This is a genomic window from Kineococcus aridisoli (genome assembly GCF_050871885.1).
Lineage (GTDB): Bacteria > Actinomycetota > Actinomycetes > Actinomycetales > Kineococcaceae > Kineococcus.
In genome coordinates this window covers 1-24,680 of sequence record NZ_JBJLSF010000041.1, presented here as the reverse complement: position 1 = coordinate 24,680, position 24,680 = coordinate 1, and the positions used below count along the sequence as shown (strand labels likewise).

General features: G+C 77.1%; 23 protein-coding genes and 2 pseudogenes. 12 read left to right on the top strand and 13 right to left on the bottom strand.

Annotated features, from left to right (window positions below; translation table 11 throughout):
- The first annotated feature begins 98 nt into the window (after nt 1-98).
- Both ACRYM2_RS12745 and ACRYM2_RS12740 read left to right on the top strand, forming a co-directional pair.
- Nucleotides 99-1,385: a D-arabinono-1,4-lactone oxidase gene (locus tag ACRYM2_RS12745; RefSeq protein ID WP_432522758.1), complete on the top strand. Its 1,287-nt coding sequence runs from the start codon at nt 99-101 to the stop codon at nt 1,383-1,385.
- An 89-nt stretch (nt 1,386-1,474) separates the two neighbouring features.
- On the top strand, nt 1,475-2,563 hold the full coding sequence (locus ACRYM2_RS12740; RefSeq protein ID WP_432522757.1) for a hypothetical protein: 1,089 nt from the start codon (nt 1,475-1,477) through the stop codon (nt 2,561-2,563).
- A 61-nt stretch (nt 2,564-2,624) separates the two neighbouring features.
- On the opposite strand, the gene ACRYM2_RS12735 is transcribed toward ACRYM2_RS12740, so the two are convergent.
- From ACRYM2_RS12735 to cofC, 3 genes and pseudogenes are all read right to left on the bottom strand, one after another.
- Nucleotides 2,625-3,233: a suppressor of fused domain protein gene (locus ACRYM2_RS12735; RefSeq protein ID WP_432522756.1), complete on the bottom strand. Its 609-nt coding sequence runs from the start codon at nt 3,231-3,233 to the stop codon at nt 2,625-2,627.
- 8 nt (nt 3,234-3,241) lie between these two features.
- A pseudogene (cofG, locus tag ACRYM2_RS12730) lies at nt 3,242-4,498 on the bottom strand (7,8-didemethyl-8-hydroxy-5-deazariboflavin synthase CofG); the annotation flags it as partial.
- Nucleotides 4,499-4,512: 14 nt separating this feature from the next.
- Nucleotides 4,513-5,151 (bottom strand): 2-phospho-L-lactate guanylyltransferase, encoded by a 639-nt coding sequence (gene cofC, locus ACRYM2_RS12725; protein ID WP_432522754.1) that lies wholly within the window; start codon nt 5,149-5,151, stop codon nt 4,513-4,515.
- Nucleotides 5,152-5,203: 52 nt separating this feature from the next.
- Here cofC and ACRYM2_RS12720 point away from each other — a divergent pair, with 52 nt between their 5' ends.
- From ACRYM2_RS12720 to ACRYM2_RS12710, 3 genes are all read left to right on the top strand, one after another.
- Nucleotides 5,204-5,680: a molybdenum cofactor biosynthesis protein MoaE gene (locus tag ACRYM2_RS12720; protein ID WP_432522753.1), complete on the top strand. Its 477-nt coding sequence runs from the start codon at nt 5,204-5,206 to the stop codon at nt 5,678-5,680.
- A gap of 16 nt (nt 5,681-5,696) precedes the next feature.
- Nucleotides 5,697-6,776, top strand: a complete 1,080-nt coding sequence (locus tag ACRYM2_RS12715) for an FO synthase (protein WP_432522752.1) — start codon at nt 5,697-5,699, stop codon at nt 6,774-6,776.
- 62 nt (nt 6,777-6,838) lie between these two features.
- The gene (locus ACRYM2_RS12710; protein WP_432522751.1) at nt 6,839-8,266 is read left to right on the top strand and encodes a flavin-containing monooxygenase; all 1,428 of its coding nucleotides are present in this window, start codon (nt 6,839-6,841) and stop codon (nt 8,264-8,266) included.
- Between the two features lie 19 nt (nt 8,267-8,285).
- On the opposite strand, the gene ACRYM2_RS12705 is transcribed toward ACRYM2_RS12710, so the two are convergent.
- Both ACRYM2_RS12705 and moaA read right to left on the bottom strand, forming a co-directional pair.
- Nucleotides 8,286-8,555, bottom strand: a complete 270-nt coding sequence (locus ACRYM2_RS12705; protein ID WP_432522775.1) for a MoaD/ThiS family protein — start codon at nt 8,553-8,555, stop codon at nt 8,286-8,288.
- Nucleotides 8,550-9,608, bottom strand: a pseudogene (moaA, locus tag ACRYM2_RS12700) (GTP 3',8-cyclase MoaA); the annotation flags it as partial. The gene ACRYM2_RS12705 and the pseudogene moaA, both read right to left, overlap by 6 nt.
- A gap of 184 nt (nt 9,609-9,792) precedes the next feature.
- Here moaA and ACRYM2_RS12695 point away from each other — a divergent pair.
- Nucleotides 9,793-9,939, top strand: a complete 147-nt coding sequence (locus ACRYM2_RS12695; protein WP_432522750.1) for a hypothetical protein — start codon at nt 9,793-9,795, stop codon at nt 9,937-9,939.
- Nucleotides 9,940-10,032: 93 nt separating this feature from the next.
- Here ACRYM2_RS12695 and ACRYM2_RS12690 read toward each other — a convergent pair whose 3' ends face one another.
- The gene (locus tag ACRYM2_RS12690) at nt 10,033-10,323 is read right to left on the bottom strand and encodes a WXG100 family type VII secretion target (RefSeq protein WP_166615408.1); all 291 of its coding nucleotides are present in this window, start codon (nt 10,321-10,323) and stop codon (nt 10,033-10,035) included.
- A gap of 163 nt (nt 10,324-10,486) precedes the next feature.
- On the opposite strand from ACRYM2_RS12690, the gene ACRYM2_RS12685 reads away from it, so the two are divergent.
- On the top strand, nt 10,487-11,071 hold the full coding sequence (locus ACRYM2_RS12685; protein ID WP_432522749.1) for a DUF4031 domain-containing protein: 585 nt from the start codon (nt 10,487-10,489) through the stop codon (nt 11,069-11,071).
- 65 nt (nt 11,072-11,136) lie between these two features.
- On the opposite strand, the gene ACRYM2_RS12680 is transcribed toward ACRYM2_RS12685, so the two are convergent.
- The 3 genes from ACRYM2_RS12680 to ACRYM2_RS12670 all read right to left on the bottom strand — a co-directional run bounded on the left by ACRYM2_RS12680 (nt 11,137) and on the right by ACRYM2_RS12670 (nt 15,034).
- Entirely contained in the window at nt 11,137-12,588 is a 1,452-nt protein-coding gene (locus ACRYM2_RS12680) for a S1C family serine protease (protein ID WP_432522748.1), read from the bottom strand.
- Nucleotides 12,589-12,731: 143 nt separating this feature from the next.
- Nucleotides 12,732-14,318 carry a sensor histidine kinase gene (locus ACRYM2_RS12675; RefSeq protein WP_432522747.1) on the bottom strand — a complete coding sequence of 529 codons (1,587 nt, stop codon included), beginning with the start codon at nt 14,316-14,318 and terminating at the stop codon, nt 12,732-12,734.
- Nucleotides 14,315-15,034: a response regulator transcription factor gene (locus ACRYM2_RS12670; RefSeq protein WP_432522746.1), complete on the bottom strand. Its 720-nt coding sequence runs from the start codon at nt 15,032-15,034 to the stop codon at nt 14,315-14,317. The genes ACRYM2_RS12675 and ACRYM2_RS12670 overlap by 4 nt, the downstream gene beginning before the upstream one ends.
- 85 nt (nt 15,035-15,119) lie before the next feature.
- Here ACRYM2_RS12670 and ACRYM2_RS12665 point away from each other — a divergent pair, with 85 nt between their 5' ends.
- Together ACRYM2_RS12665 and ACRYM2_RS12660 are read left to right on the top strand one after the other, a co-directional pair.
- A complete protein-coding gene (locus ACRYM2_RS12665) occupies nt 15,120-15,905 on the top strand; it encodes a HipA family kinase (protein ID WP_432522745.1) in 786 nt (261 codons plus the stop codon).
- Complete coding sequence (locus ACRYM2_RS12660) at nt 15,898-16,293, top strand: DUF3037 domain-containing protein (RefSeq protein WP_432522744.1); 396 nt, start codon at nt 15,898-15,900, stop codon at nt 16,291-16,293. The genes ACRYM2_RS12665 and ACRYM2_RS12660 overlap by 8 nt, the downstream gene beginning before the upstream one ends.
- 15 nt (nt 16,294-16,308) lie before the next feature.
- Here ACRYM2_RS12660 and ACRYM2_RS12655 read toward each other — a convergent pair whose 3' ends face one another.
- Nucleotides 16,309-18,297, bottom strand: a complete 1,989-nt coding sequence (locus ACRYM2_RS12655) for a PhoX family protein (RefSeq protein WP_432522774.1) — start codon at nt 18,295-18,297, stop codon at nt 16,309-16,311.
- A 251-nt stretch (nt 18,298-18,548) separates the two neighbouring features.
- Here ACRYM2_RS12655 and ACRYM2_RS12650 point away from each other — a divergent pair, with 251 nt between their 5' ends.
- Nucleotides 18,549-20,606 carry a M3 family metallopeptidase gene (locus ACRYM2_RS12650; protein WP_432522743.1) on the top strand — a complete coding sequence of 686 codons (2,058 nt, stop codon included), beginning with the start codon at nt 18,549-18,551 and terminating at the stop codon, nt 20,604-20,606.
- Nucleotides 20,607-20,649: 43 nt separating this feature from the next.
- On the opposite strand, the gene ACRYM2_RS12645 is transcribed toward ACRYM2_RS12650, so the two are convergent.
- Entirely contained in the window at nt 20,650-20,949 is a 300-nt protein-coding gene (locus ACRYM2_RS12645; RefSeq protein WP_432522742.1) for a hypothetical protein, read from the bottom strand.
- A gap of 209 nt (nt 20,950-21,158) precedes the next feature.
- Here ACRYM2_RS12645 and ACRYM2_RS12640 point away from each other — a divergent pair, with 209 nt between their 5' ends.
- Together ACRYM2_RS12640 and ACRYM2_RS12635 are read left to right on the top strand one after the other, a co-directional pair.
- Nucleotides 21,159-22,193, top strand: coding sequence for an NADPH:quinone reductase (locus ACRYM2_RS12640; RefSeq protein WP_432522741.1), 1,035 nt, complete (start codon nt 21,159-21,161; stop codon nt 22,191-22,193).
- Between the two features lie 107 nt (nt 22,194-22,300).
- A complete protein-coding gene (locus ACRYM2_RS12635; protein ID WP_432522740.1) occupies nt 22,301-23,185 on the top strand; it encodes a glycerophosphodiester phosphodiesterase in 885 nt (294 codons plus the stop codon).
- On the opposite strand, the gene ACRYM2_RS12630 is transcribed toward ACRYM2_RS12635, so the two are convergent.
- Together ACRYM2_RS12630 and ACRYM2_RS12625 are read right to left on the bottom strand one after the other, a co-directional pair.
- Complete coding sequence (locus ACRYM2_RS12630) at nt 23,182-23,796, bottom strand: TetR/AcrR family transcriptional regulator (RefSeq protein WP_432522739.1); 615 nt, start codon at nt 23,794-23,796, stop codon at nt 23,182-23,184. The two genes, ACRYM2_RS12635 and ACRYM2_RS12630, sit on opposite strands and share 4 nt — an antisense overlap.
- Nucleotides 23,777-24,598 carry a hypothetical protein gene (locus tag ACRYM2_RS12625; protein WP_432522738.1) on the bottom strand — a complete coding sequence of 274 codons (822 nt, stop codon included), beginning with the start codon at nt 24,596-24,598 and terminating at the stop codon, nt 23,777-23,779. The genes ACRYM2_RS12630 and ACRYM2_RS12625 overlap by 20 nt, the downstream gene beginning before the upstream one ends.
- Nucleotides 24,599-24,680 lie beyond the last annotated feature (82 nt).

Genomic DNA, 24,680 nt, shown 5'->3' with positions numbered 1-24,680 from the left:
TCCGCTGAGCCCAGCACCACCCAGCACTACCCAGCACCACTGCGAGGGCGGTCCTCCCACCGGGAGGGCCGCCCTCGCGGCGTGTGTACGGTGCGCCGGTGAGCACCTCGACGACGCCGCCCACCACCGCACCGGGCGCGAACTGGGCGCGCAACTACCGCTACAGCGCGGGCACCCTGCACCTGCCCGGCACGCTCGAGGACCTCCAGCGCCTGGTGGCCACCAGCCCCCGGCTGCGCGCGCTGGGCACCCGGCACTGCTTCAACGACGTGGCCGACTCCCCGGGCGACCTCGTCGGCCTGCAGCACCTGCCCACCGAGGTCGAGGTGGACCCCGGCGCCCGCACCGTCCGCGTCAGCGCCGCCACCAGCTACGGCGTGCTCGCCGAGCACCTGCACCGCGCCGGGTGGGCGCTGGAGGCGATGGCCTCGCTGCCGCACATCAGCGTGGCCGGCGGCGTGGCCACCGGGACCCACGGCTCCGGCGACCGCACGCGCAACCTGGCCGCCGCCGTGCGGGCCCTGCAGCTCGTCGGCGCCGACGGCGAGCTCCGCCGCGTCGAGCGCGGCGAGGAGGAGTTCGCCGGCAGCGTCGTCGCCCTCGGCCTGCTCGGGGTCGTCACCCACCTGGAGCTGGACGTCGTGCCGACCTACCAGGTGCGCCAGGACGTCTACTCCGGGTTGTCCTTCGCGGCGCTGCTGGAGCACTTCGACGAGATCACCTCCGCCGCGCACAGCGTCAGCGTCTACACCGACTGGGTCGGCGAGGACACCCGGCAGGTGTGGTTGAAGACCCGCACCGCCGACCGCCCCGACGCCCCGCACGAGCTGTTCGGCGCCACCCGCGCGAGCGAGCCGCTGCACCCGCTGCCGGAGGTGGACGTGCGCAACGCCACCGAGCAGCTGGGCGTGCCGGGACCCTGGCACGAGCGGTTGCCGCACTTCCGCGCCAGCTTCGCCCCCAGCAACGGCGTGGAGCTGCAGGCGGAGTACCTCGTGCCCCGCGAGCACGCCGTCGCCGGCGTGGCCGCGCTGCGCGGGATCGGCCCCTCCATCGCGCACCTGCTGCACATGTGCGAGATCCGCACCGTCGCCGCCGACGACCTGTGGCTGTCGGGTTCCTGCGAGCGCGACAGCGTCGCCTTCCACTTCACCTTCAAGCAGGAGCAGCTGGAGGTCATCGCGGCGCTGGCCGAGATCGAGGCCGCGCTCGCCGGCGCCGGTGCCGCCGCCCGCCCGCACTGGGGCAAGCTGTTCACCGCCGACGCGCACCGCCTGGCGCGGCTGTACCCGCGCTGGGAGGACTTCCGGGCCCTCGTGGCCCGCCACGACCCGCAGCGCGTGTTCGCCAACGCGTTCACCGACCGGCTGGGCCTGACCGCCTGAGCCCCGGCCGCCCGAGCACCGGGTGAACGGCGGGTGGCGGGCAGCGCCCGGCCCTGGTGCCGGGGGCACCCGCCGGGCACGCTGGTGCCGTGACCACGCGGGGGCGGGCGGCGGCGGTGCTGGGTGCGGGGGCGGCGGTCCTGGGGGCGCTGTCCTGGGGGTTCGCGGTGACCTCGATGAGCGCGGTGCAGGCCGCCGAGGCGCGGGCCCTGGGTCCCGGGCACACCTCGGCCGTGCCCGGCGAGGACGAGCTCGCGCTCGTCGCCCACGACGCCCGGCTCGTCGCGCTGCTCGTGGTGACGTGCGGGACCGGGGTCCTGCTCACGGTCCTGCTCGCGGTGCGCGGGCGCCGGGGCGCGCTCAGCGGCTGGGCGAGCACGGCGCTGGCCCTCGCCGTCGCCAACACCGTCCTCGGCCGCTCCTTCGACGGCGGCTCGGTGCTGCTCGCCGCGGGTTCGCTGCTGGCCGTCGCCGCGGCCGCCGCCTGCGCCGGCGTGCTCGCCGCGCAGCTGGCCTCCGCGCGGCGCCCCGCCGACCGGTCGCTGCCCGCGCGGCGGCCCACCGCCTGGGTCGGGCTGGGCTCGGGGCTGCTGGCGGCCGGCACGCTGCCGGTCCTCAGCCTGCAGGGCACGACCTCCGAGCGCTACGGGCCGTGGATCCCGGCCGACCTGGTCACCGCGACCACCGCGACGGCGATCGCGCTGGCGGCGGTGGCGGCCGGTGCCGCCCTGGTCGTCGCGCGCACCCGCCTCGACGCGGTGCTGGCGCTCGCGCTGCCGGCCGCCGCGCTCGTGGTGCTCTGCGCGCCCGGCGGCGGCTGGCTGCACCTGCGCCCGCAGTCCTGGCTGACCGGTCCCGTCCTCGCGCTGGCCGTCGCCCCCCTGCTGCTGGGAGCAGCACCCGACGGCGCGGTCCCCGGTACCCGCCGCCGCCTGGCCGCCGGCACCGCCCTGGGCCTGCTCGGCGCCCTCGGCGCCCTGCTGCCGCAGCTGCTGGCGCTGCCGGTGGTCGTCGGCGGGATGCTCGGGCTGATCGTGACCGGCCCGGCCGGTGCCTACGTCAACTACGACGGCGTGCCGGTCGGCGGCGGGGGGCTGCTCATCGCGTGCGCGCTGGCCGTCCCGGTCCTCGTCCTGCGCGGCGGCCCCGAGCCCGCCCGGGAGCCGGTGGCGGCCTGAACCGCGAGGGTGACGGCGACGGCACCGCGCAGGCCGCAGGGGTCGCGCGGCCGGGTCCGCCTCAGAGCACGCTCTCCCGGTGCACGTCGGTGAAGGCGACCTCGGCGGCCACGAACCGGTCCTCCAGCGCGTCCAGGCCGTGCTCGCGCAGGAACACCCGCTCCACCTCGTGGACCGGCACGCCGTGCAGCCAGTGCACGTCCGTGCCGCCCTGCAGCTCGTCCGCCTCCAGCCGGTAGCGCGACAGGCGGGGGAAGGTGCCCGCCCCCGTCAGCAGCAGGTGCGGTGCGCTGCCGCCGAGCAGGTCGGCGACGATGCCCGGGAAGACGGTGCCGGGGCTCAGCGGCCACGGCTCGCCGACGGCCGCGAACGCCGAGGCCACGAGCAGCCCCGTCACCAGGCGCTCCTCGACGTCCTCCAGCACGGTGACGAGCTCCACGCGCACGTCCGTGGTGCCCACGAGGTTGGGGTACCGGTGCAGCGACAGCGTCGTCACCGAGGTGGACCCCGCCGACGGCGCCTGCGGGCAGGTCATGACGTCCAGCGACAGCGTCTCGTCGCGGTTGAGGAACTCCTGGACCTCCGTGCGCCCGTCGGGGGCCAGCTGCTCGGCGGCGAAGCGGGCCATCCGGACCTCGGCGTCGGTGGGCGGCGGCGGTTGCGCGCTCACGCGGCGGCCCGCCCGACCGGCCGGGCGGACTCCCGAGCCAGCCCGGTGGCGGGGTCGGCCAGCGCGGCCACGGCCGCGTGCAGCCCGGCGTCGATCCAGCGCTCGCCGCCGCCGAGCGCGTCGAGCACGAAGCGGGGGTGGGCGGTCAGGCGCTCGGCCAGCCGGAAGCCCGCCGCGGCCGTCGTGGCGGCCAGGTCGTCCAGCTGCGGCCACGGCCGCTCGGGGTTGACGTGGTCGGGCGTCAGGGGCGAGACCCCGCCCCAGTCGTCGACGCCGGCGTCCAGCAGCTGCTCGCGCTGACCGGGGTCGGACAGGTTCGGCGGCGCCTGCAGGGAGACCCCCGCCCCCAGCAGCAGCCGGGAGACGGCGATCGTGGCCAGGTACTCCTCGTGCTCCAGGTCGTCGGCGCCGCGCATCGCGGTGTCGTCCTTGGCGCGGAAGTTCTGCACGATGACCTCCTGGACGCCGTCGAACTCGGCGGCGACGTCGCGGATGGCCAGGATCGACTCCACCCGCTCGGCGGGGCTCTCCCCGATGCCGACGAGGATCCCCGTGGTGAACGGCACCCGCGCGCGGCCGGCGTCGCGCAGCACCCGCAGCCGCAGCGCCGGGTCCTTGTCGGGGGAGCCGTAGTGCACCCCGCCCGGCTCGCTCCACAGCCTGCTCGCGGTCGTCTCCAGCATCATGCCCATCGACGGGGCCAGCGGCCGCGAGGTGAGCAGGGCCTCCAGCGTCATCACGCCCGGGTTCAGGTGCGGCAGCAGGCCCGTCTCGTCGAGCACCCGGCGGGCCAGGTGCTGCACGTAGGCCAGCGTGGAGCCGAAGCCCCGCGCCGCCAGCCACGCGCGGGCCGCCGGCCAGCGGTCCTCGGGGGCGTCGCCCAGGGTGAACAGCGCCTCCTTGCAGCCCATCGCCGCGCCCTCGCGCGCGATGGCCAGGACGTCCTCCTCGGACAGGTACAGCACCGGCAGCCGGCCCGGCACGGTGGCGAAGGTGCAGTAGTGGCAGCGGTCCCGGCACAGCCGGGTCACCGGGACGAACACCTTGCGCGAGTAGGTGACCGTGCCGGCCCGGCCGGCCTGCTCCATGGCGGCGTCGCGCACCGGGCGCGCCAGCGCGCACAGGCGCCGCAGGTCCTGCCCGCGCGCGTGCAGCAGCACCTCGGCGCTGCCCGCGTCGAGCGGTCCGGCGGCGGCGGCCGCCAGCGCCTCGTGCAGGGCGGCGGCCGAGGGCGGGGCGGTGGGGGAGGGCAGGGGGGTGCGCACGGGTTCCTTCCGGGTCAGGGGAGCGCGACGGCGGTCTCGGCCAGCGCGGCGCGGGTGCGGGCGCCGACGCCGAGGGCGAGCGCCTCGGCGAGCGCGTCGAGGGTGTCCACGTCGCGGCGCAGGCTCGGCAGCCGGGTCGGCCCGGCGGCGGGCAGCGCCCGCGCCCCGGCCGCGACGTGGGCGCGGGCCGAGGAGGGCCCGAAGCGGTGCGGCGGCCGGCCGTCGCGGTCGGCGACGAGCACGCTGCCCCCGCCGTCGGCGTCGGCCACCACCACCGGGACGGGGCAGGCCGCGGCGGCGGCCAGCGCCCGCTCCAGCTCCTCGGGGCGCAGCGCCGGCAGGTCCCCCAGCAGCACGGCCGCGGGACCGGGGGCCAGGACGGCCAGCCCGGCGTCCACGGCGGCCGCCAGGCCGGGGCGGCCCGCCGCGGCCGTCGCCGCACCCACCCCGCGGGCCAGCCGCGCGATCACCGGGTCGTCGCTGACGCAGACGACGCAGTCCACCCCGGCCGTGGCGAGCGCGGCCTCCAGGCAGTCCAGCGCCATCGCCGTCGCCAGCGCGCGCCGCGCCGGCGCCGGCAGCGCCAGGCGGGACTTGGCCTCGTCCCCGCCCTTGACGGGGACGACGACCCGCCAGCCGCTCACGTGCGTCACCGGGGGAGTCTCCCCCACGCCGCCGGGCGGTGCAGCACCTACCCTCGTCGGCGTGAGCACCGCACGCACCGACGGCCCTGCCGACACCTCCCGGCGCACCGCACCCGGCCGCCGCGTGGTGCGCACCGCGGTGACCACCGCCGCGCTCGACGTCGCCGAGCACGCCGCGCTCGTGGACGACGCCGCCGCGGGTGCCGTCGTCACCTTCGCCGGGGTGGTGCGCGACCACGACCACGGCCGCGGCGTGCGGGAGCTGGAGTACACCGGGCACCCCTCGGCGGCCGACGTGCTGGCCCGCGTCGTCGCCGAGGTCACCGCCGGGGCCGCCGTGGACGCCGTGGCGGTCAGCCACCGCCTGGGGCACCTGGCGATCGGCGACGTCGCCCTCGCGGTGGCGGTCTCGGCCGCCCACCGCGGCGAGGCGTTCGCCGCGTGCGCGCGCCTGGTCGACGAGGTGAAGGCGCAGCTGCCGGTCTGGAAGCACCAGCGCTTCACCGACGGCACCTCCGAGTGGGTCGCCTGCCCCTGAGGGCTAGCCTCGGGCGGTGCCCGACCCCGCCCGCGTCCGCGCCGCCCTGCAGGTGGCCGCGGCCGACCCGCAGCAGCTGAGCGACGACGACGCCGAGGCCCTGCTGGCCGCCGACGGCGACGACCTCGACGAGCTCGCCGCGATCGCCGACGCCCGCCGCCGCGAGCGCGTCGGCGACGCGCTGACCTTCGTCGTCAACCGCAACCTCGACCCCGCCCGGGTCGGCGCGGGGACACCGGCCAGCCGCGCCCACGTGCGCGCCCTGGTCGTCGAGGCCGCCCGGCTGGGGGCCACGGAGGTCTGCCTGCAGGGACCGCTGCCGCCCGGTGCCCCCGCCGACGGCGCCCTGGACCTGGTGCGCACCGTCGCGCAGGCCGTGCCCGGCGTGCACGTGCACGCCTTCCGCCCCGCCGAGGTGGCCGCCGCCGCGCAGCGGGCGGGCACCACCCCCCGCGCGTTCCTGCAGCGGGCCCGCGAGGCCGGGCTCGGTTCCGTGCCCGGCACCGCGGCGAAGGTCCTCGACGACGGCGTGCGCACCGCGCTCAACGGCGGCCGCCCCGACCTGCCGGTCGCGCGCTGGCTGGAGCTGGTCACCACCGCCCACGAGGTCGGGCTGACCTCGACGGCCACGATGGTCTACGGCCACGTCGAGACCGCGGCCCAGCAGGTCGCGCACCTGCGCCTGCTGGCGCGCACCGCCGAGCGCACCGGCGGGTTCACCGAGTTCATCCCCATGCCGTTCACCGCCGCCGCCGGGACGCTGCCGCAGCCGCTGCCGGCGGGGGCCCGCCGCGGCCCGTCGGTGCGCGAGACGCGCGCCGTGCACGCGGTGGCGCGGCTGCTGCTGGACGGGCGCATCGACCACGTGCAGGCCGCCTGGCCCAAGCTGGGCCTGGAGCTGAGCGAGGTGGTGCTGCGCGGCGGGGCCGACGACGCCGGTGGGCTGCTGCTCGACGGCGCGCTGGACCCGGCCGCCGGTCAGGAGGCCGGCAGCGCGCTGTCGCGCGAGGACGTCGAGGCGCTGGCCGCCCGGCTGGGGCGGGTGCCGCGCCAGCGCACCACCCGCTACGGCGACCCCGTCCCGTTGCCGGTGTGAGCGGGGCGGCACCCGCGCGGGACGACGCGGGCGGTGGCGCGGGGGGTGGCGCGGGTCTGGACGTGGACGTCGCGGTGGTCGGCGCGGGGTTCGCCGGGATCGGGACGGCGCTGCGGCTGGCCCGGCGCGGGCGGGAGTCGTTCGTCGTGCTCGAGCGCGGCGACGACGTCGGCGGCACCTGGCGCGACAACACCTACCCGGGGGTGGCCTGCGACGTCCCCTCGCAGCTGTACTCGTTCTCCTTCGCCCCCTCCGCGCGCTGGACGCACGTCTTCGCCCCGGGTCACGAGGTGCAGGAGTACCTGCGCGCGTGCGCCCGCGAGGTCGCGGCGCACCTGCGGCTGCGCACCGAGGTGCTGCAGGCGCGCTGGGACGCGGCGGGGTCCCGCTGGCACCTGGTGACGAGCACCGGCCCGGTGCGCGCGCGGGTCCTCGTGCTGGCCGCCGGGCGGCTGACCGAACCCCGGCTGCCGGACCTGCCGGGTCTGGCGGGCTTCGACGGCCCGGTCTTCCACACCGCCCGCTGGGACCACGGGGTGGACCCGGCGGGCCGCCGGGTCGCGGTCGTGGGCACCGGGGCCTCGGCCGTGCAGGTCGTGCCGCGCCTGGCCGAGCGGGCGGCGGCGCTGACGGTGTTCCAGCGCAGCGCGCCGTGGGTGGTCCCGCGCGGGGACCGCGCCTACTCGCCGGCCGAGCGCGCGGCGTTCGCCGCCGACCCCGGGCGGGCGGCCGCCGAGCGCGCGGAGGTGTTCGCGCAGATGGAGCAGGGCATCGAGGCGCGCCGTGCGGTGCCCGCGGCGGTGGCCGCGCTGCGCGGGCGCGCGCTGGCCCACCTCGCCGCGCAGGTGGCCGACCCGGCGCTGCGGGCGGCGCTCACCCCCGACTACGAGGTCGGCTGCAAGCGGGTGCTGCTCTCGGACGAGTTCTACCCCGCCCTGCAGCGGCCCGGGGTGGCGCTGGTCCCCGCGGCGCTGGAGCGGCTGGAGGGCCGCACGGCGGTCGGCGCGGACGGTTCCCGCCACGAGGTGGACGTCCTCGTGCTCGCGACGGGCTTCTCCTCCACCCGCCAGCCGTACGCCCGGCGCGTCGTGGGGCGGACCGGGACGCTGGAGCAGGCGTGGTCGGCGGGGATGGTCTCGCACGCCTCGACGGTCGTGCACGGGTTCCCCAACGCGTTCGTGCTCGACGGCCCGAACGCCAGCCTGGGGCACAACTCCGCGGTGCACGTCATCGAGAGCCAGATCGGCTACCTGCTCGGGGCGCTGGACCACCTCGCGCGCACCGGTGGCGTCCTGGAGGTCGGCGCCGGCGCGCAGGCCGCGTACACGGCCGACATCGACCGGATGGCGCGGGACTCGGTGTGGCTGCGCGGCGGCTGCTCCAGCTGGTACGTGGACGCGCGCAGCGGCCGGCTGACGCTGCTGTGGCCGGACACGGCCGAGGAGTTCCGCCGCCGCAACGGCACGTTCGACCCCGCGCCCTTCGGCTGAGGACGCGGTGCCGGCGGGGTCAGCCGCCGGCGAAGGGCGGCAGCACGTCGACGACGGCGCCGGCGGGCAGCGGGTCCTCGCGGCGCGCGGCCACGCCGTCGAGCAGGAACGTGGAGGCGCCCAGCACCCGCTCCAGCCGCGGGCCGCGCGCGGCGAGGACCTCCAGCAGCGCCCCCAGGTCGCCCCCGGCGGGCAGGGGGAGGCGCTCCTCCTCCGCGCCGGGGGCCGGGGGCGCGCCGGCGCCGAAGAGCACGAGGTAGTGGTGGTGTGGAAACCCTAAACAACCCATCGACCTGATGGTGAGGGTGGGGTGCAGGAACCCGGGGTCGTCGATGTCGTGGCCGGGCAGCTTGCCCCACATCGCCGCGCGCCAGCGGCGCGCCAGGGCGGCGTCGTCGGCCCCGGCGCGCAGCGCGTCGCGCAGGTCGGTCTCGGAGGTGGAGAACAGGCAGGTGCGCACCTGCCCGTCGGCCGTCAGCCGCGTGCGGTCGCAGTCGCCGCAGAAGGGGCGCGTCACCGAGGCGATGACGCCCACGTCGCCGCGCAGCCCGCCGGGACCGGTGACGTCCCAGGTCTCGGCCGGGGCGGCGCCGCGCGCCGCGCCGGGGCGGGGGACGAGCTCGAACTCGGCCCGCAGCGCGGCGAGGACCTCCTCGGCGGTGACCATGTCCTCGCGGCGCCAGGTGCCGTGCGGGTCCAGCGGCATCTGCTCGATGAAGCGCAGCCGGTAGCCGCCGGTCAGCGCCCAGCGCAGCAGGTCGGCGGCCTCGTCGTCGTTGGTGCCGCGCAGCAGCACCGCGTTCACCTTCACCGGGGCCAGCCCGGCGCGGGCGGCGGCCTCGATCCCCGCGAGGACGTCGGCGTGCCGGTCGCGGCGGGTGATGGCGGCGAAGCGGTCGGCGCGCAGGGTGTCCAGGGAGACGTTGACGCGGCGCAGGCCCGCGGCCGCGAGCGCGTCCGCCCGGCGGGCCAGGCCGATGCCGTTGGTCGTCAGCGACGTGCTCACGGGGGCGCCGTCCTCGGTGCGCAGCGCCGTGGTGGCCGCGACGATGCGCTCCAGCCCCTTGCGCAGCAGCGGCTCACCGCCGGTGAAGCGCACCTCGCGCACGCCGAGGTCGCGCACGGCGAGGGTGACCAGGCGCACGACCTCCTCGTCGTCGAGGACGGCGGGCTGCTCCAGCCAGGGCAGGCCCTCGGGCGGCATGCAGTAGTGGCAGCGCAGGTTGCAGCGGTCGGTCAGCGACACCCGCAGGTCGCGGGCGGTGCGGCCGTGGCGGTCCAGCAGCGGTCCCGCGCCGAAGCGGGGGTCGCCGGCCCCCTCGGCGGCGCTCGGGCGCCGGATGCCTGGCACCCCGAGGGAGACGGTCGTCACGCGATCAGGGTAAGCGCGTGGTCCGGTGGCCGCGCCCGGCGGTGCGGCAGCAGCGCTGGGTGTGTGCTGCGTCACTCCAGGTCAGTGCGTGGCTTGACTGGCCGATCGGGAAGGCGCAGGCTAAGGTTAACGGAAGTTGAACAGGAGGTGGCACATGAACATCCACAAGGCGACGGCCGCAGAGTCCGTCCCCACGGCCCACTGGGTGCAGGTCCGCGACACGTCCGGCCGCGTGCACCTGGAGATGCGCTGGAGCATCCCCGCGGTGCAGCAGGTCCCGACGCTGTCCCGCGCAGCCTGAGCGCGCGGGAGCAGGACCGGAGCACGACCGGAGCGCCGGTCCCACGTCGAAGGCCCCGCTGCGGCGGGGCCTTCGACGTTCGCGCAGCCTCCCTCAGGCGCTGAACATCCGCGCGTTGGCGGCCTCGACGTCGGCGTACTGGCGCCCGGCCTGCTCCAGCGCCCGCTGGATGTCCTCCAGCGAGACCCGCACGCGGTCCTGGGTGGCGCGCCACTGCGCCGACAGCGCCTGGAACCCGCTGGCCGCCTGACCCTTCCAGCACGACTCCAGGTCGAGCAGGTGGCGCACCATCCCCTCGACCTCGGCGGCGATGTTGCCCGCCGAGGCGGCCACCGCACCGCTGGCCTGCGCCACGCGCGCGCTGTCGACCTCGAACCTGCTCATGGGATCCTCTCCTCCCCGCGGGAGCGCCCGCGGTGCCCGTGGGCCGCACCGGCCCTCCTGGGTCGGCAGCCAACCCCAGCGCGCGAGAGGATCCACCGGTGTCCACAGCCCCGCCGTCCCGCCGGCCGGGAACGGCACCCGGGGAGACCGCGGCGGCCCGCGCGTGAGCGTCCTCGTCGACACCCCGCGCTACCCCGCGCACGGGCGGTGGTGGGCGCACCTGGCCAGCGACACCTCCACCGAGGAGCTGCACGCCTTCGCCGCCGCCCTCGGCCTGCCCCGGCGCTCCTTCGAGGGCGACCACTACGACGTCCCCGCCGACCTCGTCGAGCGCGCCGTCGCCGCCGGTGCCCAGCGGGTCAGCACCCGCGAGCTGCTGGCGCGCCTGCGCGCCGCCGGGCTGCGCACCCCCAAGCGGCGCGGGGAGAAGGTCCTGGCCAGCGCGCCGACGGCCGGGGGCGGGCGGGTCGACGTCGTGCGCGCCGACGCGGTGCCCGCCCCGCACGCCGGGCACCGCCTCCTCGTGCTCGAGGGCGAGCGCGTCCTGCTGGCCGCCGACGGCGACCTGCCCGCCCTGCCCGCGCCGCGGGGGCGGGCCCTGGGCTTCCGCCGCCGGTGGCGGCGCACCGCCACCGGCACCGCGGTCACCCACGAGGGCCTGTGGCAGGACACCGGCGCCCCCGCCCCGGCGGTGGGCCGCTGGGCCGCCGTCCCGGCCGGGGCGTGGTGGGTCCCGCTGCTGCCCTGAGCCGCACGCGCGGGGGCCCCGCACCGCGGACGGTGCGGGGCCCCCGCGCAGCGCGCAGCCGGGGGTCAGCCCTCGTCGCGCGCCGTGAGCGTCGCCCGCAGCACCTGCTCCTGCCCGTCGCGCACGACCGTCAGCTCCACGGTGCTGCCCACGGCCTTGCCGCGGATCGTGGCGGTCAGCGACTCGTAGCCGTCGGTGGCCTGCCCGTCGACCGCCGTGACGACGTCACCGGCCTGCAGCCCGGCGTCCGCGGCCGGGGTGCCCGCCTGCACCTGCGCGACCTGGGCGCCCTGGCGGCCGGCGCCGTCGACGGTCACCGTCGCCGCCTCCTGGGCCAGGGTGACGCCCAGCCAGGCGTGCTGGGCCTTCCCGCCGTCCACCAGCTGGTCGGCGATCATCTTCACCTCGTTGGAGGGGATGGCGAAGCCCAGGCCGATGCTGCCGGACTGGCTGGAGGAGGCGCTGGAGCTCAGCGAGGCGATCGAGGAGTTGACCCCGACGACGCGCCCGGAGGAGTCCAGCAGCGCCCCGCCGGAGTTGCCCGGGTTGATGGCGGCGTCGGTCTGGATGGCGTTGGTGGCGGCCGTCTCGCCCGTCGTCTGCTGCTGCCCGAACTGCTGGCCGAAGGGGTCCTGCGCCTGCGGCTGCTCGCTCGTGGTGAGCACCGGGCGGTCCACCGCGGAGACGATGCCCGTCGTCGCGCTGCCCGACAGCCCCAGCGGGTTGCCCAGCGCCATCACCGCCTGCCCGGCGACGACGTCGTCGGAGTCGGCGAAGGTCGCGGGCTGCAGGTCGCTGGGCGGGTCCTCCAGCTGGATCACCGCGAGGTCGGTGGCCGGGTCGGTGCCGACGACGCCCGCCCGGTACTCGCGGCCGTCGGAGAGCGTCACGGTGATCGTCGCGCCGCTGCCGGCGCCGGTGACGACGTGGTTGTTGGTCACCACGTGCCCCGCGGAGTCGTAGACGATGCCCGACCCCTCGGCCTCACCGGCGCCGGAGGCCACGGTGACCGAGACCACGCTCGGCGCGACCGCGCTCACGACGCCCTGCCAGTTGACCGTCGTCTCGCTGACGCCCTGCACCTGCGCGCTGCCCGAGCTCGCCGACGAGGAGGTCCCCGCCGGCCCCGCGCCGGAGGTGTCCTGGCCGAAGGCGCCGACCAGGCCCGCGGTGAGGGCGCTGGCCGCGACCGCGCTCGCGATCGCCGCGCCGGCGACGCCGAACCAGCCGGGGCTGCGCCGCGGCCCGCGCCTGCCCCCGCCCCCGCCGCCGTGCCCGTCGTCGGAGCCGCCGGGCGGCGTCGGCCCGCCGGGGACGGCCCACGGGTCGTGCTGCTGCCCCCAGCCCTGCCCGTACCCCTGGCCCCAGCCCTGCTCCCAGCCCTGCCCGTGCGCCGGGCCGTGGCCCTGCTCCTGCGGGAGGTCGTGGCCGCCGCGCTGCCGGTCCCACGTCACCGGTGCGGTGGGGGAGTCCGCACCGCGGGCGGTGCCGTCGTCGCTGCGGGCCTGCGTCGACACGGGGCCTCGCTCGTCGGGTCGGTTCATCCTGCTCACCTCTCGGGGCGTCGAGATCGTCTGCGGTCGTCCTGCGCGGCAGGCGCCGCGTGCACACCTCCAGTGACGGCCACCGCGCTGCAGGACGGCCCGGAGACGGCTGGGACCTACCTGTGAATCCCGGTCGGCGCGGGGGCGCCACCGGCCGGGTCGTCGGCGGTGGCGTCGTCGGCCGGGGCACCGCCCGCGGGGTCCGCGGCGCGGAAGCGCACCCGGAACGTCGCCCCGCCGCCCGGGGTGGGCGCCACGGCGACCGTGCCGCCGTGCACCTGCACGATGGTGGCCACGATCGCCAGGCCCAGCCCCGAACCGCCGCCGGTGCCGCGCCGGCGGGAGGCGTCGACGCGGTAGAAGCGCTCGAAGACCCTCTCCGCCTGCTCGGGGGTCAGCCCCGGGCCGTGGTCGCGGACCTCCACCACCGACTCCGGCCCCGAGGGCCCCTGCGCGGCGCCGACCGCGACCTCCACCGGCGTGCCCGCGGGCGTGTGGTGCAGCGCGTTCGCCAGCAGGTTCGTCAGCACCTGCCGCATCCCGGACTCGTCGGCCAGCACGGGTGCCGAGCCCGGGCCCACGGCGTCGCTGATCCCCACCAGGCGCACCGTGCGCGCGGGGTCCAGCGCGCGGGCGTCGTGCACGGCGTCGGAGGCGACGACGGCCAGGTCGACGAGCTCGCGGGCGGTGCTGCGCCGGTGCTGCGCCTCGTCCAGGCGGGCCAGCGCCAGCAGGTCCTCCACGAGGCGCCCCAGCCGCGTCGACTCGCCCTCGATGCGCCGCATGACGTGCGCGACGTCCTCCGGTTCGCGCACCGCGCCCTGGCGGTGCAGCTCGGCGAAGCCGCGGATGGCCGCCAGCGGCGTGCGCAGCTCGTGGCTGGCGTCGGCCACGAAGCGGCGCATCTGCTCCTCGGAGCGCTGCTGGGCGCGGAAGGAGGTCTCGATGCGGGCCAGCATCGCGTTCAGCGCCGTCGACAGCCGGCCGATCTCGGTGCCCGGGGGGGCGTCCGGCACCCGCTGCGACAGGTCGCCGGCCGCGATCGCCGACGCCGTGCGCTCGATGTCGTCCAGCGGCCGGAAGCTGCGCCGGACGGCCAGCGCGGCGGCGGCCGCACCGGCCGCGAGCACGGCCGCGCCGACCACCAGGGCCACCGCGCGGTAGTCGGCGACCGTGCGGTTGGTGCCCGACAGCGGCAGCGCCACCGCGACGTTGACCGGTGCGTCGCTGGCGGTCACCAGCAGCACCCGCCACGGGTCCCCGCCCTCGCTGTCGCGGACGGTGAACGGCTCGCCCCCGTGCGCGTCGACGACGGCGTCGGTGAGCGCGGGCAGCCGGGGCCCGCTCGCGCAGCCCCCGGTGTCCCGGCTGCACGCGGTGCGCCACACGCTCCCGTCGCTGTCGGCGAAGGCGACGTAGTAGTCGCTGAGCAGCAGCGCGTCGCCGCCGGACCGGCTGAACTGCGGCAGCGCGGCCGTGATGGCCCTCGCCCCCTTGTGCTGCAGCTCCTCGTCGACCTGCGCGCGCAGGTTGTCCTTCAGCAGGTGCAGCGAGACCAGGCTCGTCACTCCCGTCACCGTCAGCAGCAGCGCCACGACGATGACGAGCAGGCGCACCCGCAGCGGCAGGCGCGACTCGGCCGCCAGGGCCCGGGCGCGCAGCCCGCCGGCCGCGGCGCTCAGGCGCCGCGCCCCACCCCTCATCCCGCCGCGTGCGGTGCGCGCAGCACGTAGCCGACACCGCGCTTGGTGTGGATGAGCGGTTCCAGCCCCTCGGTGTCCAGCTTGCGGCGCAGGTAGGAGATGTAGGACTCCACGATCCCGGCCTCGCCGTTGAAGTCGTAGTCCCACACGTGGTCGAGGATCTGCGCCTTCGAGAGCACCCGCTGGGGGTTGAGCATGAGGTAGCGCAGCAGCTTGAACTCGGTGGGGGACAGCTCCACCACGCGCCCGGCGCGGCGCACCTCGTGGGAGTCCTCGTCCAGCTCCAGGTCGTGGAAGACCAGCCGGCCGGTGTCGGGACCGCTCGCGCCGCCGGTGCGCCGCAGCACCGCGCGGATGCGCGCGACGACCTCCTCCAGGCTGAACGGCTTGGTCACGTAGTCGTCGCCGCCGACGGTCAGCCCGGCCACCTTGTCGGCGGTGTCGTCGCGCGCGGTGAGGAAGAGGACCGGCACGGGCCGGCCGCGCTCGCGCAGCTTGCGGGTGACGGTGAAGCCGTCGAGGTCGGGGAGCATGACGTCCAGGACGACGAGGTCGGGCCGGAAGTCCTCGGCCAGCTTCAGCGCCTCCGCGCCGTCGGCGGCCGAGGCGACCTCGAAGCCGGTGAAGCGCAGGCTGGTGGCCAGCAGTTCGCGGATGCTCGGCTCGTCGTCGACGACGAGCAGCCGGGCCTCCGGGGAGGTGCTCACGGATCTCACGGCGCCAGTCTGCGACGCCTTCCTGGGAGGCGGCTGGGGACGCGCCCGGAGCCGGCCCTGCGGGAGGGGTGGCAGGATCGCGGGCGTGCTGCGCTCCGTGACCGCGACCCGCTACGTCGCGCCGCTGCGGGAGGGCGGGAGCCTGCCGGGGCTGTGCGAGGCCGACGACCTGGGCACCTACGTCGTGAAGTTCCACGGCGCCGGGCAGGGCCGGCGGGTGCTCGTCGCCGAGGTCCTCGCCGCCCGCCTGGCCGCCGCGCTGGGCCTGGCGGTGCCCGAGCTCGTCGTGGCGGCCGTCGACCCCGTCATCGGCCGCGGTGAGCCCGACGAGGAGGTGCAGGACCTGCTGCTGCGCTCACCGGGCGACAACCTGGGCATGGACTTCCTGCCCGGTGCGCTGAGCTTCGACCCCGCGGTGGACCCCGTGGAGCCGGTCTGGGCGGCGCGGGTGCTGTGGTTCGACGCCCTCGTGCTCAACGTCGACCGCTCCTGGCGCAACCCCAACGCGCTGTGGTGGGGCGGGCGGCCCTGGCTGATCGACCACGGCGCCGCCCTGTACTTCCACCACGACTGGGCGCGGGCCGCGGCCAGCGCCGCCCGCCCGCTGCGCCACGCCGAGGACCACCTGCTGCTGCCCGTCGCCGGCGACGTCGGGGAGGTCGACGCGGCCTGCGCCGCGGCCCTGACCCCCGCGGTGCTGCGGGCCGCCGTCGACGAGGTGCCCGAGGGCTGGCTGGAGGGCGAGCCCGGCTTCGAGGGCGCCGAGCAGGTCCGGCAGGCCTACCTGGACTGGTTCGCCGCGCGGCTGGCCGGGCCGCGGCCGTGGGTCGCGGAGCTGGCGCGCGTGCAGCGGGAGGCGCCCCGTGGCTGAGCAGCTGCAGGTATTCGAGTACGCCGTGGTGCGGGTGGTGCCCCGCGTGGACCGCGGGGAGTTCCTCAACGCCGGTGTCGTGCTGTGGTGCCGGCCCCTGGAGCACCTGGCCGCCCGCACCGCCCTGGACCCCGAGCGGCTGCGCGCCTTCGCGCCCGGGCTGGACGTCGAGGCGGTGGCCCGGCACGTGCTGGCCCTGGAGGCCGTCTGCGCGGGGGCGGCCTCCGCGGGCGCGGCCGGTGCGGAGGCCAAGGGCGCCCGGTTCCGCTGGCTGGTCGCGCCGCGCTCGACCGTCGTGCAGACCTCACCGGTGCACTGCGGTCTCACCGCCGACCCGGCCGCCGAGCTGGACCGGCTGCTGACGCGGCTGGTCCGGCCCGGCGGCTGAGCGGGCGCCGGGGCCTCAGGCCCGGCGCACCTGCACGACCGACGGGCGCGGCTGGCCCGTGCCGTCGTAGGGGAAGGTGGACGCCGGGGCGTCGATGGTCGCGGTGTCGACCTCACCGGGGTGCTGCACCGCGACGAACACCGTGCGGCCGTCCTCGGCGATGACCGGCCCGCAGGTCTCCGCGCCGGTCGGCACCGAGAGGAACTGGCGCACCTGGCCGCGGTTCGGGCCGTCGACGACGACCTCGTACAGGCCGTCGTTGGCGCCCAGCGTGTTGCCGTCCGTGGAGATCCACAGGTTGCCCGTGCTGTCGAACGCCACGTTGTCCGGGCAGGAGATCGGCGACACCTGCGCGGGGTCGAAGCCGCCGAAGTAGGTGCTCTGGTCCTCCGGGTCGCCGCAGACGAGCACGAGGTTCCAGAAGAACTCCGTCGCCGCCGCGTCGTCGCGCGCCTCGACGATCTCGACGACGTGCCCGTCCTTGTTGAGCGGGCGCGGGTTCGCCTCGTCGACGCCGGGCTTGCCCAGGGTGCCGCGCTGGGTGTTGTTGGTGCACGCCACGTACACGCGGCCGTTGACGGGGTTGCGCTCGACGTCCTCGGGGCGGTCCATCTTGGTGGCGCCCACGACGTCGGCGGCGGCGCGGGTGTTCACCAGCACCTGGTCGATCGACATGCCGGGCACGACGGAGCGGCCGTCGCGGGTGAGCTGCACCCAGCGCCCGCGGCCGTCGTAGCGCTCGTCGTCGATGCCGTCGCCCTCGAAGACGGCGACGTACAGGTCGCCGTCCTCCAGCAGCCGCATGTTGTGCTTGCGGTCGCCCTCGCGGTACTTGCGCTTGGAGATGAACTTGTACAGGTACTCGAAGCGCTCGTCGTCGCCCATGTACGAGACGGCGCGGCCGTCGGCGGCCAGGGAGATGGTGGCGCCCTCGTGCTTCATGCGCCCCATGGCGGTGTGCTTGCGCGGCGTGGAGGTCGGGTCGTGCGGGTCCACCTCGACGATCCAGCCGAAGCGGTTCGCCTCGTTCGGCTCCTTCTCGGCGCTGAAGCGCTCGTCGATCCGCTCCCAGGCGCGACCGGCGCTGCCGTAGACGCTGTAGCGGTCGCTCTGCCCGCCGGGCGTCTCGGGGGAGGTGAAGTAGCCGTTGAAGTTCTCCTCGCCGGAGAGCACCGTGCCCCACGGCGTCGTGCCGCCGGCGCAGTTGCCGAAGGTCCCGACCGGCGTGCGCCCCGCCGGGTCGGCCTTGGTGCGCAGCGCCTTCGCACCGGCGGCGGGGCCGGTGAACTCCATCGGGGTCATCGGGGTGATGCGGCGGTTGAACTCCGAGCCGCGCACGTACGCCCACGGGGAGTCCTGGTCCGCCCGGCGCAGCTCCACGACCGACATGCCGTGCGCGGCCAGCGAGATGAGCAGCTGCTCGTCCGTGGCGCTCTCCGCGTCGGTCCAGTCGCGGAACATCAGTTCCTCGTTGGTGTACTCGTTGTTGCACACCAGCAGCGCCCGGTTCGGGTCCTGCATCGGGACGATGGTGGTGTAGTCGTTGTTGTAGCCGAACTGACCCAGCTGCGCCTGCGAGGTCTGGTTCTCGAAGTCGAAGTCCGGAGCGCCGGGCAGGATCGGGTCGCCCCAGGAGATCAGCGGCGCCCAGGTCCAGCCCGCGGGGACGTCGAAGGAGTCCACCTCCGCCGGCACCGGCGCGATGACGTCGAAGTCCACGGCGTGGCCGGGGTCGAACGGGTCGGCGAGCAGGTTCACGTCGCCGCCGCCGCCGAACGCGCTGGCGCTCGCGGTGTCGGCCTGCGCCAGGGCGGCGCCGGTGACGCCCAGGCCGACCAGGCCGGCCAGCACGCCGCGGCGGGAGACCGCGGAGCGCACCACGTCGCCGAAGTAGGCGTTGCCGGAGCGGTTGGGCACGGGCTGCGCGCACGAGGTCGCGCAGCGGTAGTGGCACGTCATGGGGCTGCGGCGGCCGGCGGGGGCGTAGGGCAGCAGGGGCAGCATCGGGCGGTGGTCGGCCGTGGCGGTCACGGGGATCTCCTGGTGGCTCGAGGCGCGGGGGGTGCGACCGGGAACCGGTCTCACCCGCGGACCGTAGGGAACCGCAGTCCCCGCTCCGGTGGACTGCGGTCAGCGCGCAGGTGAACAGCTGTGGACCGCTTGCGAGCATGGTGAGCCTTTCCTGAGCAGGTCCCGTGCACGTGGCGGACGCGTCCGGTGCTGCCGCGCACCGCGCGGTGCGGCAGCATCGGGACATGAGCGCCCTCGACCCGGCCAACCCCTTCGCGGCACCCAGCGACCTGCCCTTCGCCCTGCCGCCCTTCGACCGGATCCGCGCCGAGCACTACGCCCCCGCCTTCGAGGCGGGGATGGCCGAGCACCTGGCCGAGCTGGACGAGCTGCTCGGGCGCGACCTGGACGCGGAGGGGTTCCTCGACGCGCTGGAGTCCAGCGGGCGGTTGCTGGGCCGGGCCGAGGCGGTCTTCGCCAACCTCGTGGGCACCGACGCCGACGACGACCTGCGCGCGCTCCAGGAGGAGTTCGCCCCCCGGCTGGCCGCCCACCACGACGCCGTGCGGCTGGACCCGCGCCTGGTGCAGCGGGTGCGGCGCCTGCACGAGGACCCGCCCGCCGGCCTCGGGCCCGAGCAGCGCCGCCTGCTGGAGCGGCTGCACCGCGATGCCGAGCGCTCCGGGGCGCTGCTGGACGAGGCCGGCCGCGAGCGGCTGCGCGAGCTCAACGCGCAGCTGTCCGCGCTCACCACCCGCTTCGACGTCGAGCTGCTCGCCGACACCAACGACCTCGCCGTCCACGTCGAGGACGCCGGCGAGCTGGAGGGGCTGTCCGCGGCGGAGCTGGCCCGGGCCGCCGCGGCGGCCGGCGAGCGCGGCGGGTACCTGCTCCCGCTCGTGCTGCCCACGGGGCAGCCGGTGCTGGAGGCGCTGCGCCGCCGGGAGACCCGCCGGCGCGTGCACGAGGCGTCGGTGGCCCGCGGCGGGCGCGGCGGCGAGCACGACACCCGCGCGCTGCTGCAGCGCATCGCCGCGCTGCGCGCCGAGCGGGCCGCCCTGCTGGGCTTCCCCGACCACGCCGGCTGGGTCGTGGCCGACGAGACCGCCGGCAGCGTCGAGGCGGCGGTGGGGATGCTGCGCCGGCTGGCGCCCGCGGCCGTCGCGAACGCGCGGCGCGAGGCCGCCGAGCTCACCGAGCTGCTGCTGGCCGACGGCGAGGAGGCGCCGCTGCAGCCGTGGGACTGGGCGCACTACGACGAGCGGCTGCGCCGCGAGCGGTTCGCCGTCGACGCCGAGGCGCTGCGCCCGTGGTTCGCGCTGGACCGGGTGCTCGTCGACGGCGTCTTCGCCACCGCGACCGCGCTCTACGGGCTGACCTTCGCCGAGCGCACCGACCTGCCCGTCTTCTCCGCCGGCGTGCGCGCCTTCGAGGTGGCCGACTCCTCCGGGCCGCTGGGGCTGTACCTCCTCGACGCGTTCGCGCGCCCCTCCAAGCGCGGCGGCGCCTGGATGAGCTCCTTCGTGGAGCAGTCCCGGCTGCTGGGCGAGCGGCCGGTCGTCGTCAACTGCCTCAACGTGGCGCCGCCCGCACCCGGCGACCCGGCGCTGCTGAGCGTGGACGAGGTGGAGACGCTGTTCCACGAGTTCGGCCACGCCCTGCACGGGCTGCTGTCCGACGTGCGCTTCCCGCGCTTCTCCGGCACGAGCGTGCCGCGCGACTTCGTCGAGTTCCCCTCCCAGGTCAACGAGTTCTGGGCCTTCGAGCCGGACGTCCTGGCCCGCTACGCCCGCCACGTGGAGACCGGCGAGCCGCTGCCGGCGGGTGCCGTCGAGGGCCTGCGCGCCGCGCGCACCCACGGCCAGGGCTTCGCCACCACCGAGTACCTGGCGGCCGCGCTGCTGGACCAGGCCTGGCACCGCCTGGCCCCCGGCGCGCTGGAGGGCGCCGGGCCCGAGGACGTCGCCCGCTTCGAGGCGCAGGCGCTGGCCGAGGCGGGCGTGGCGCTGGAGACCGTGCCGCCGCGCTACCGCAGCACCTACTTCCACCACGTCTTCGGCGGCGGCTACGCGGCCGCCTACTACTCCTACGTGTGGAGCGAGGTCCTCGACGCCGACACCGTGGAGTGGTTCGCCGAGAACGGCGGGCTGCGCCGGGAGAACGGCGAGCACTTCCGCCGCACGCTGCTCGCGCGCGGCGGCAGCGTCGACCCGCTGGAGGCCTACCGCGCCTTCCGGGGCCGCGACGCGGCCGTCGAGCCGCTGCTGCGCCGCCGCGACCTGCTCACCGCCGACGGCGCGTGAGCGGGTGGCCCCGGCGGCGCACCGCGCCCCGTCCGGGGCCGCGTCAGCGGTGGCCCGCGTGCACCGCCTCGAACGCCCGGCGGGCGCGGGGCAACCGGAGCGGCCCGGGCAGCGCCGGCCCGGCCGCGGCCGGCGAGCCCGCGCCCGCCTGCTGCGGCCGCGTCCGCCGGCGCGCCAGCGCCAGGTCCGCCCAGACCGCGGCCTGGACCAGCCCCACCACCACCAGACCGGTCAGCGCGACGCCGATCGCCGCGACGAGCAGCAGCGCCACGAGAGCGGCCACCGCGGTGGCGAGGACCAGGAGGGCGGCCAGGACCACGCCGGCCGCCGGTGCGTCGAACACGAGAACCTCCTCGAGCACGTCGTCGGGACCGGGCACCCGCCCCGTGCGCCGGTGCTCGACCGGGTCCGCGAGGGTCCGGCGGGAGGCCCGCGGGAGCCGGGCGGACGTGCGGTGGGCGGTGCCCGAGCCGAAGGGTAGGACGTCCTGGCCGTTCCGCCACCCGGGAGCCGCGGCGGAATCGGCGGGGCCCGGGCCGGGTTGGCGCCGACGTGAAGTCCATCGTGTACTCCGAGACCGGACCCGCCGACGTCCTGCGGCTGGTCGAGCGCGACGTGCCCGAGCCCGGGCCCGGGGAGGTCCGCGTGCGCGTGGTCGTCTCCGGCGTCAACCCCACCGACTGGAAGTCCCGGCGCGGCGCCGGCGACGGGCAGCCCGCCCCGTTCCCCGAGGTCACCCCGAACCAGGACGGCGCCGGGGTCGTCGACGCCGTCGGCGAGGGCGTGAGCGCCCTGGCGGTGGGGGACCGGGTGTGGACCGTCATGGCCGCCCAGCAGCGCCCCACCGGCACCGCGCAGGAGTTCACCGTGCTGCCCGCCGAGCGCGTGGCGCCGCTGCCGGACGGGGTCCCCTTCGACGTCGGCGCCTCGCTGGGCGTCCCGGCCGTCACCGCGCACCGCGCCCTCACCCTCGACGAGGACGGCCCCCGCCGGCTGGCGCCGGGCGCCCTGGCCGGCCGCACCGTCCTGGTCTCCGGTGGTGCCGGGGCCGTCGGGCACGCCGCGATCCAGCTCGCCCGCTGGGCGGGCGCCACCGTCGTCACCACCGTCAGCGGCCCGCGGAAGGCCGCGCTGGCCACCGCCGCCGGCGCGCACCACGTCGTCAACTACCGCGAGGGCGACCCGGCCGCCGCGATCCGCGAGGTCGCCCCCGACGGCGTGGACGTCGTCGTCGAGGTGGCGCTCGCGCAGAACCTGGAGCTGGACCAGGCCGTGCTGCGCCCGCGCGGGGTGGTCGCCAGCTACGCCAACGACGGCGGCGACGACGTGCGCGTGGACATCCGGGCGAACATGGTCCTCAACACCCGGCTGCAGTTCATCCTCATGTACACGATGGGCGCGCAGAACCTGGCCGCCGCCGCGCAGGACGTCACCGCCGCCCTGCGCGACGGTGCGCTGCCGGTGGGGGAGGAGCACGGCCTGCCGCTGCTGCGCTTCCCGCTGGAGCGGACCGCCGCCGCCCACGAGGCCGTCGAGGGCGGCGTGGTCGGCAAGGTGCTGATCGACGTCTCCGCCGCCGAGGGCTGAGAAGTCCCCGGCGCGCGCTCCAGCCGGCGGCCCGAGCTGCCGAAGCGTTCCTGGAGCACGCGCCGGGGCAGTCCCGGCACCCGAGCCGAGCAGGGTGGAGACCCCTGGTGAGCATCGACACCCAGCCCGTCGCCCAGCCCGTCGCGCAGGGCTCGCCCCTCGTCATCGCCCACCGCGGGTACTCCTCCGTGGCGCCCGAGAACACGCTCGCCGCCTTCGAGGCCGCGCTGCGCTGCGGTGCCCACATGGTCGAGACCGACCTGCACCCCACCGCCGACGGCTCCGCCGCCCTCATCCACGACGCCGACGTCGACGCCACCACGGCCGGCAGCGGCCGGGTCGCCGACCTCGGCGCCGCCGAGCTGGCCCGCCTGGACGCCGGTTCGTGGTTCTCCGCGGCCTACCGCGACCAGCGCGTCCCGCTGCTGGCGGACCTGCTGGACCTGCTCACCGAGCACCCCGGTGCCCAGCTGCTGCTGGAGCTGAAGGGCACCTGGGACACCGCGCAGGTCGCGGGGGTGCTGCGGGAGGTCCGCCGCGCCGGCGCCCTCGAGCAGGTCGTGCTGCAGAGCTTCGAGACGAGCACGCTGGCGACCGTGCAGCAGCTCGCCCCGCAGGTGCGGCGCGCGGTCCTGCTCGACGCGCTGGGGCCCGACGCCCTCGCGCAGGGGCGCGCCCTGCGCCGCGACCTCGGCGTCGTCGCCTGCAACCCCGACGTGGCCTCGCTGGCGGCGCGGCCGGCCGCGGTGGCCGAGCTGCACGCCGCCGGGCTGGCGGTATGGGCCTGGACCGTGGACGAGTCCGTGCTGTGGCGGGCGCTGGTGGACGCGGGCGTCGACGGTGTCATCACCAACCGCCCCGACGGCCTGCTCGGCTGGCTGGAGGCGCGCCAGGACGTGTGCCCCGACCCCGCCGACCTCGTCCTGACCGCCCTCGCCCAGCGCGGGCGGGCCGTGCCCGCCGGGGTGCCGCCGCAGCGCCTGGCGGGTTAGGGGGCGGGGCGGGCGGCGTCCAGGCGCAGCACCCGCGCGACCAGCTCCAGCACGGTCGCCAGGTCCGCGTCCCGGTCGCGCCCGGGCTCGGGGTAGCCGCGGCCGTAGAAGCTCTCCGCCAGCGTCAGCACCCAGCGCGCGGCCTCCCGCGGCGCCATCCCCGGGTCGGCGCGGCCGGCGGCGGTCAGCCGCTCGACGAGGGCGCCCACGGCCTCGACCAGCCGCTGGTCGCCCTCGGCGACGAGCCGGGTGACCACCGGGTCCCGGTGGGCCTGGGTGACGACCTCGACGAACAGCCCCGCCACGAGCGGGGAGGCGGTCTCGGCCGCGATGTGCTCGACGACGGCCGTCAGGCCCCGCCAGGGGTCGGGGTCCGCGGCGGCGTGCGCCAGCGCGGCGTCCTGCTCCTCGCGGTCGAGCTCGAAGAGGGCGTGGAAGACGGCCTGCTTGGAGGGGAAGTAGTGGAAGAGCCGGCCGGTGCTGATGCCGGCGGCCCGGCAGATGTCCGCGGTGGTCGTCGCCTCCAGGCCCTTGCGGGCGAACAGCTCCACCGCGGCCTCGACGATCTCGTGCCGCCGCCGGCGGTGCTGCTCAGGGTCGACGGTGCGCACCCGGCTCCTCGTGCTCGTGCTCGTCCTCACGGTCCTGCTGCGGCCGGCCGTCGCGGGTGCCCGCGGGCGGGTCGGCCCGCCCGGCAGCATCGCAGCCACTGCCGCCGCCGCCCGCACCGGCCCGCCGGCGGCGCACCTCGCGCACCGCGACGGCCAGGGCGATCAGGACCGGGACCCAGGCCTTCGCGGTGGCGAGCACGGCGAGCAGCCACGCCGGGGCGTGCAGGTCCGGCAGGTCCCAGTCCGGCCACGGGATGCCCGGCAGGTCCCAGTCCGGCCACGGGATGCCCGGCAGGTCCCAGTCGGGCCAGGGGATGCCCGGCAGGTCGAGGTGGGGCAGCTGCTCGCGCAGCCAGGCCGACGCCCGCCGCAGGACGAGCTGCACGAACGCGGCGGCGCCCAGCAGCACCAGCGCGACCTCGCCGACGGCCAGGACGACGTGCCGCGAGGCCCACAGCGCGGGGTGGCGGCGCTGCCAAGCGTGCCAGCGGGCGGCCGTGGTGCCCGGCGGCGGCTCGAACGGCGTGCGGACCGGGCGCAGCGGGCCCGGCTCGACGAGGACGACCTCCAGCGGATCGCCGTGCCCCAGCAGGCGCACGACCACCCGCGGCCGCCGGCTGCCCTCGCCGCTGGGCAGCGGGAGGGTCGCGACACCCAGGCCGGTGCGCTCGCCGAGCAGCTCGCCGCCGCGCCGCAGCCGCACCCGCGCGCGGTGGCCGCGGGGCTCGACCTCCACCTCCAGCGGGCCGTCGTCGCGCGCGAGGGAGAAGAGGAGGGCGGTGGGGACGCCGGTGCCTGCCACCTCCCCAGAGTGAAACCGAGCGCTCGGTCTGTCAATGGTGCCGGACCTGGACGCACCGGCGCCCGGCGGGGGAGACCCCGCC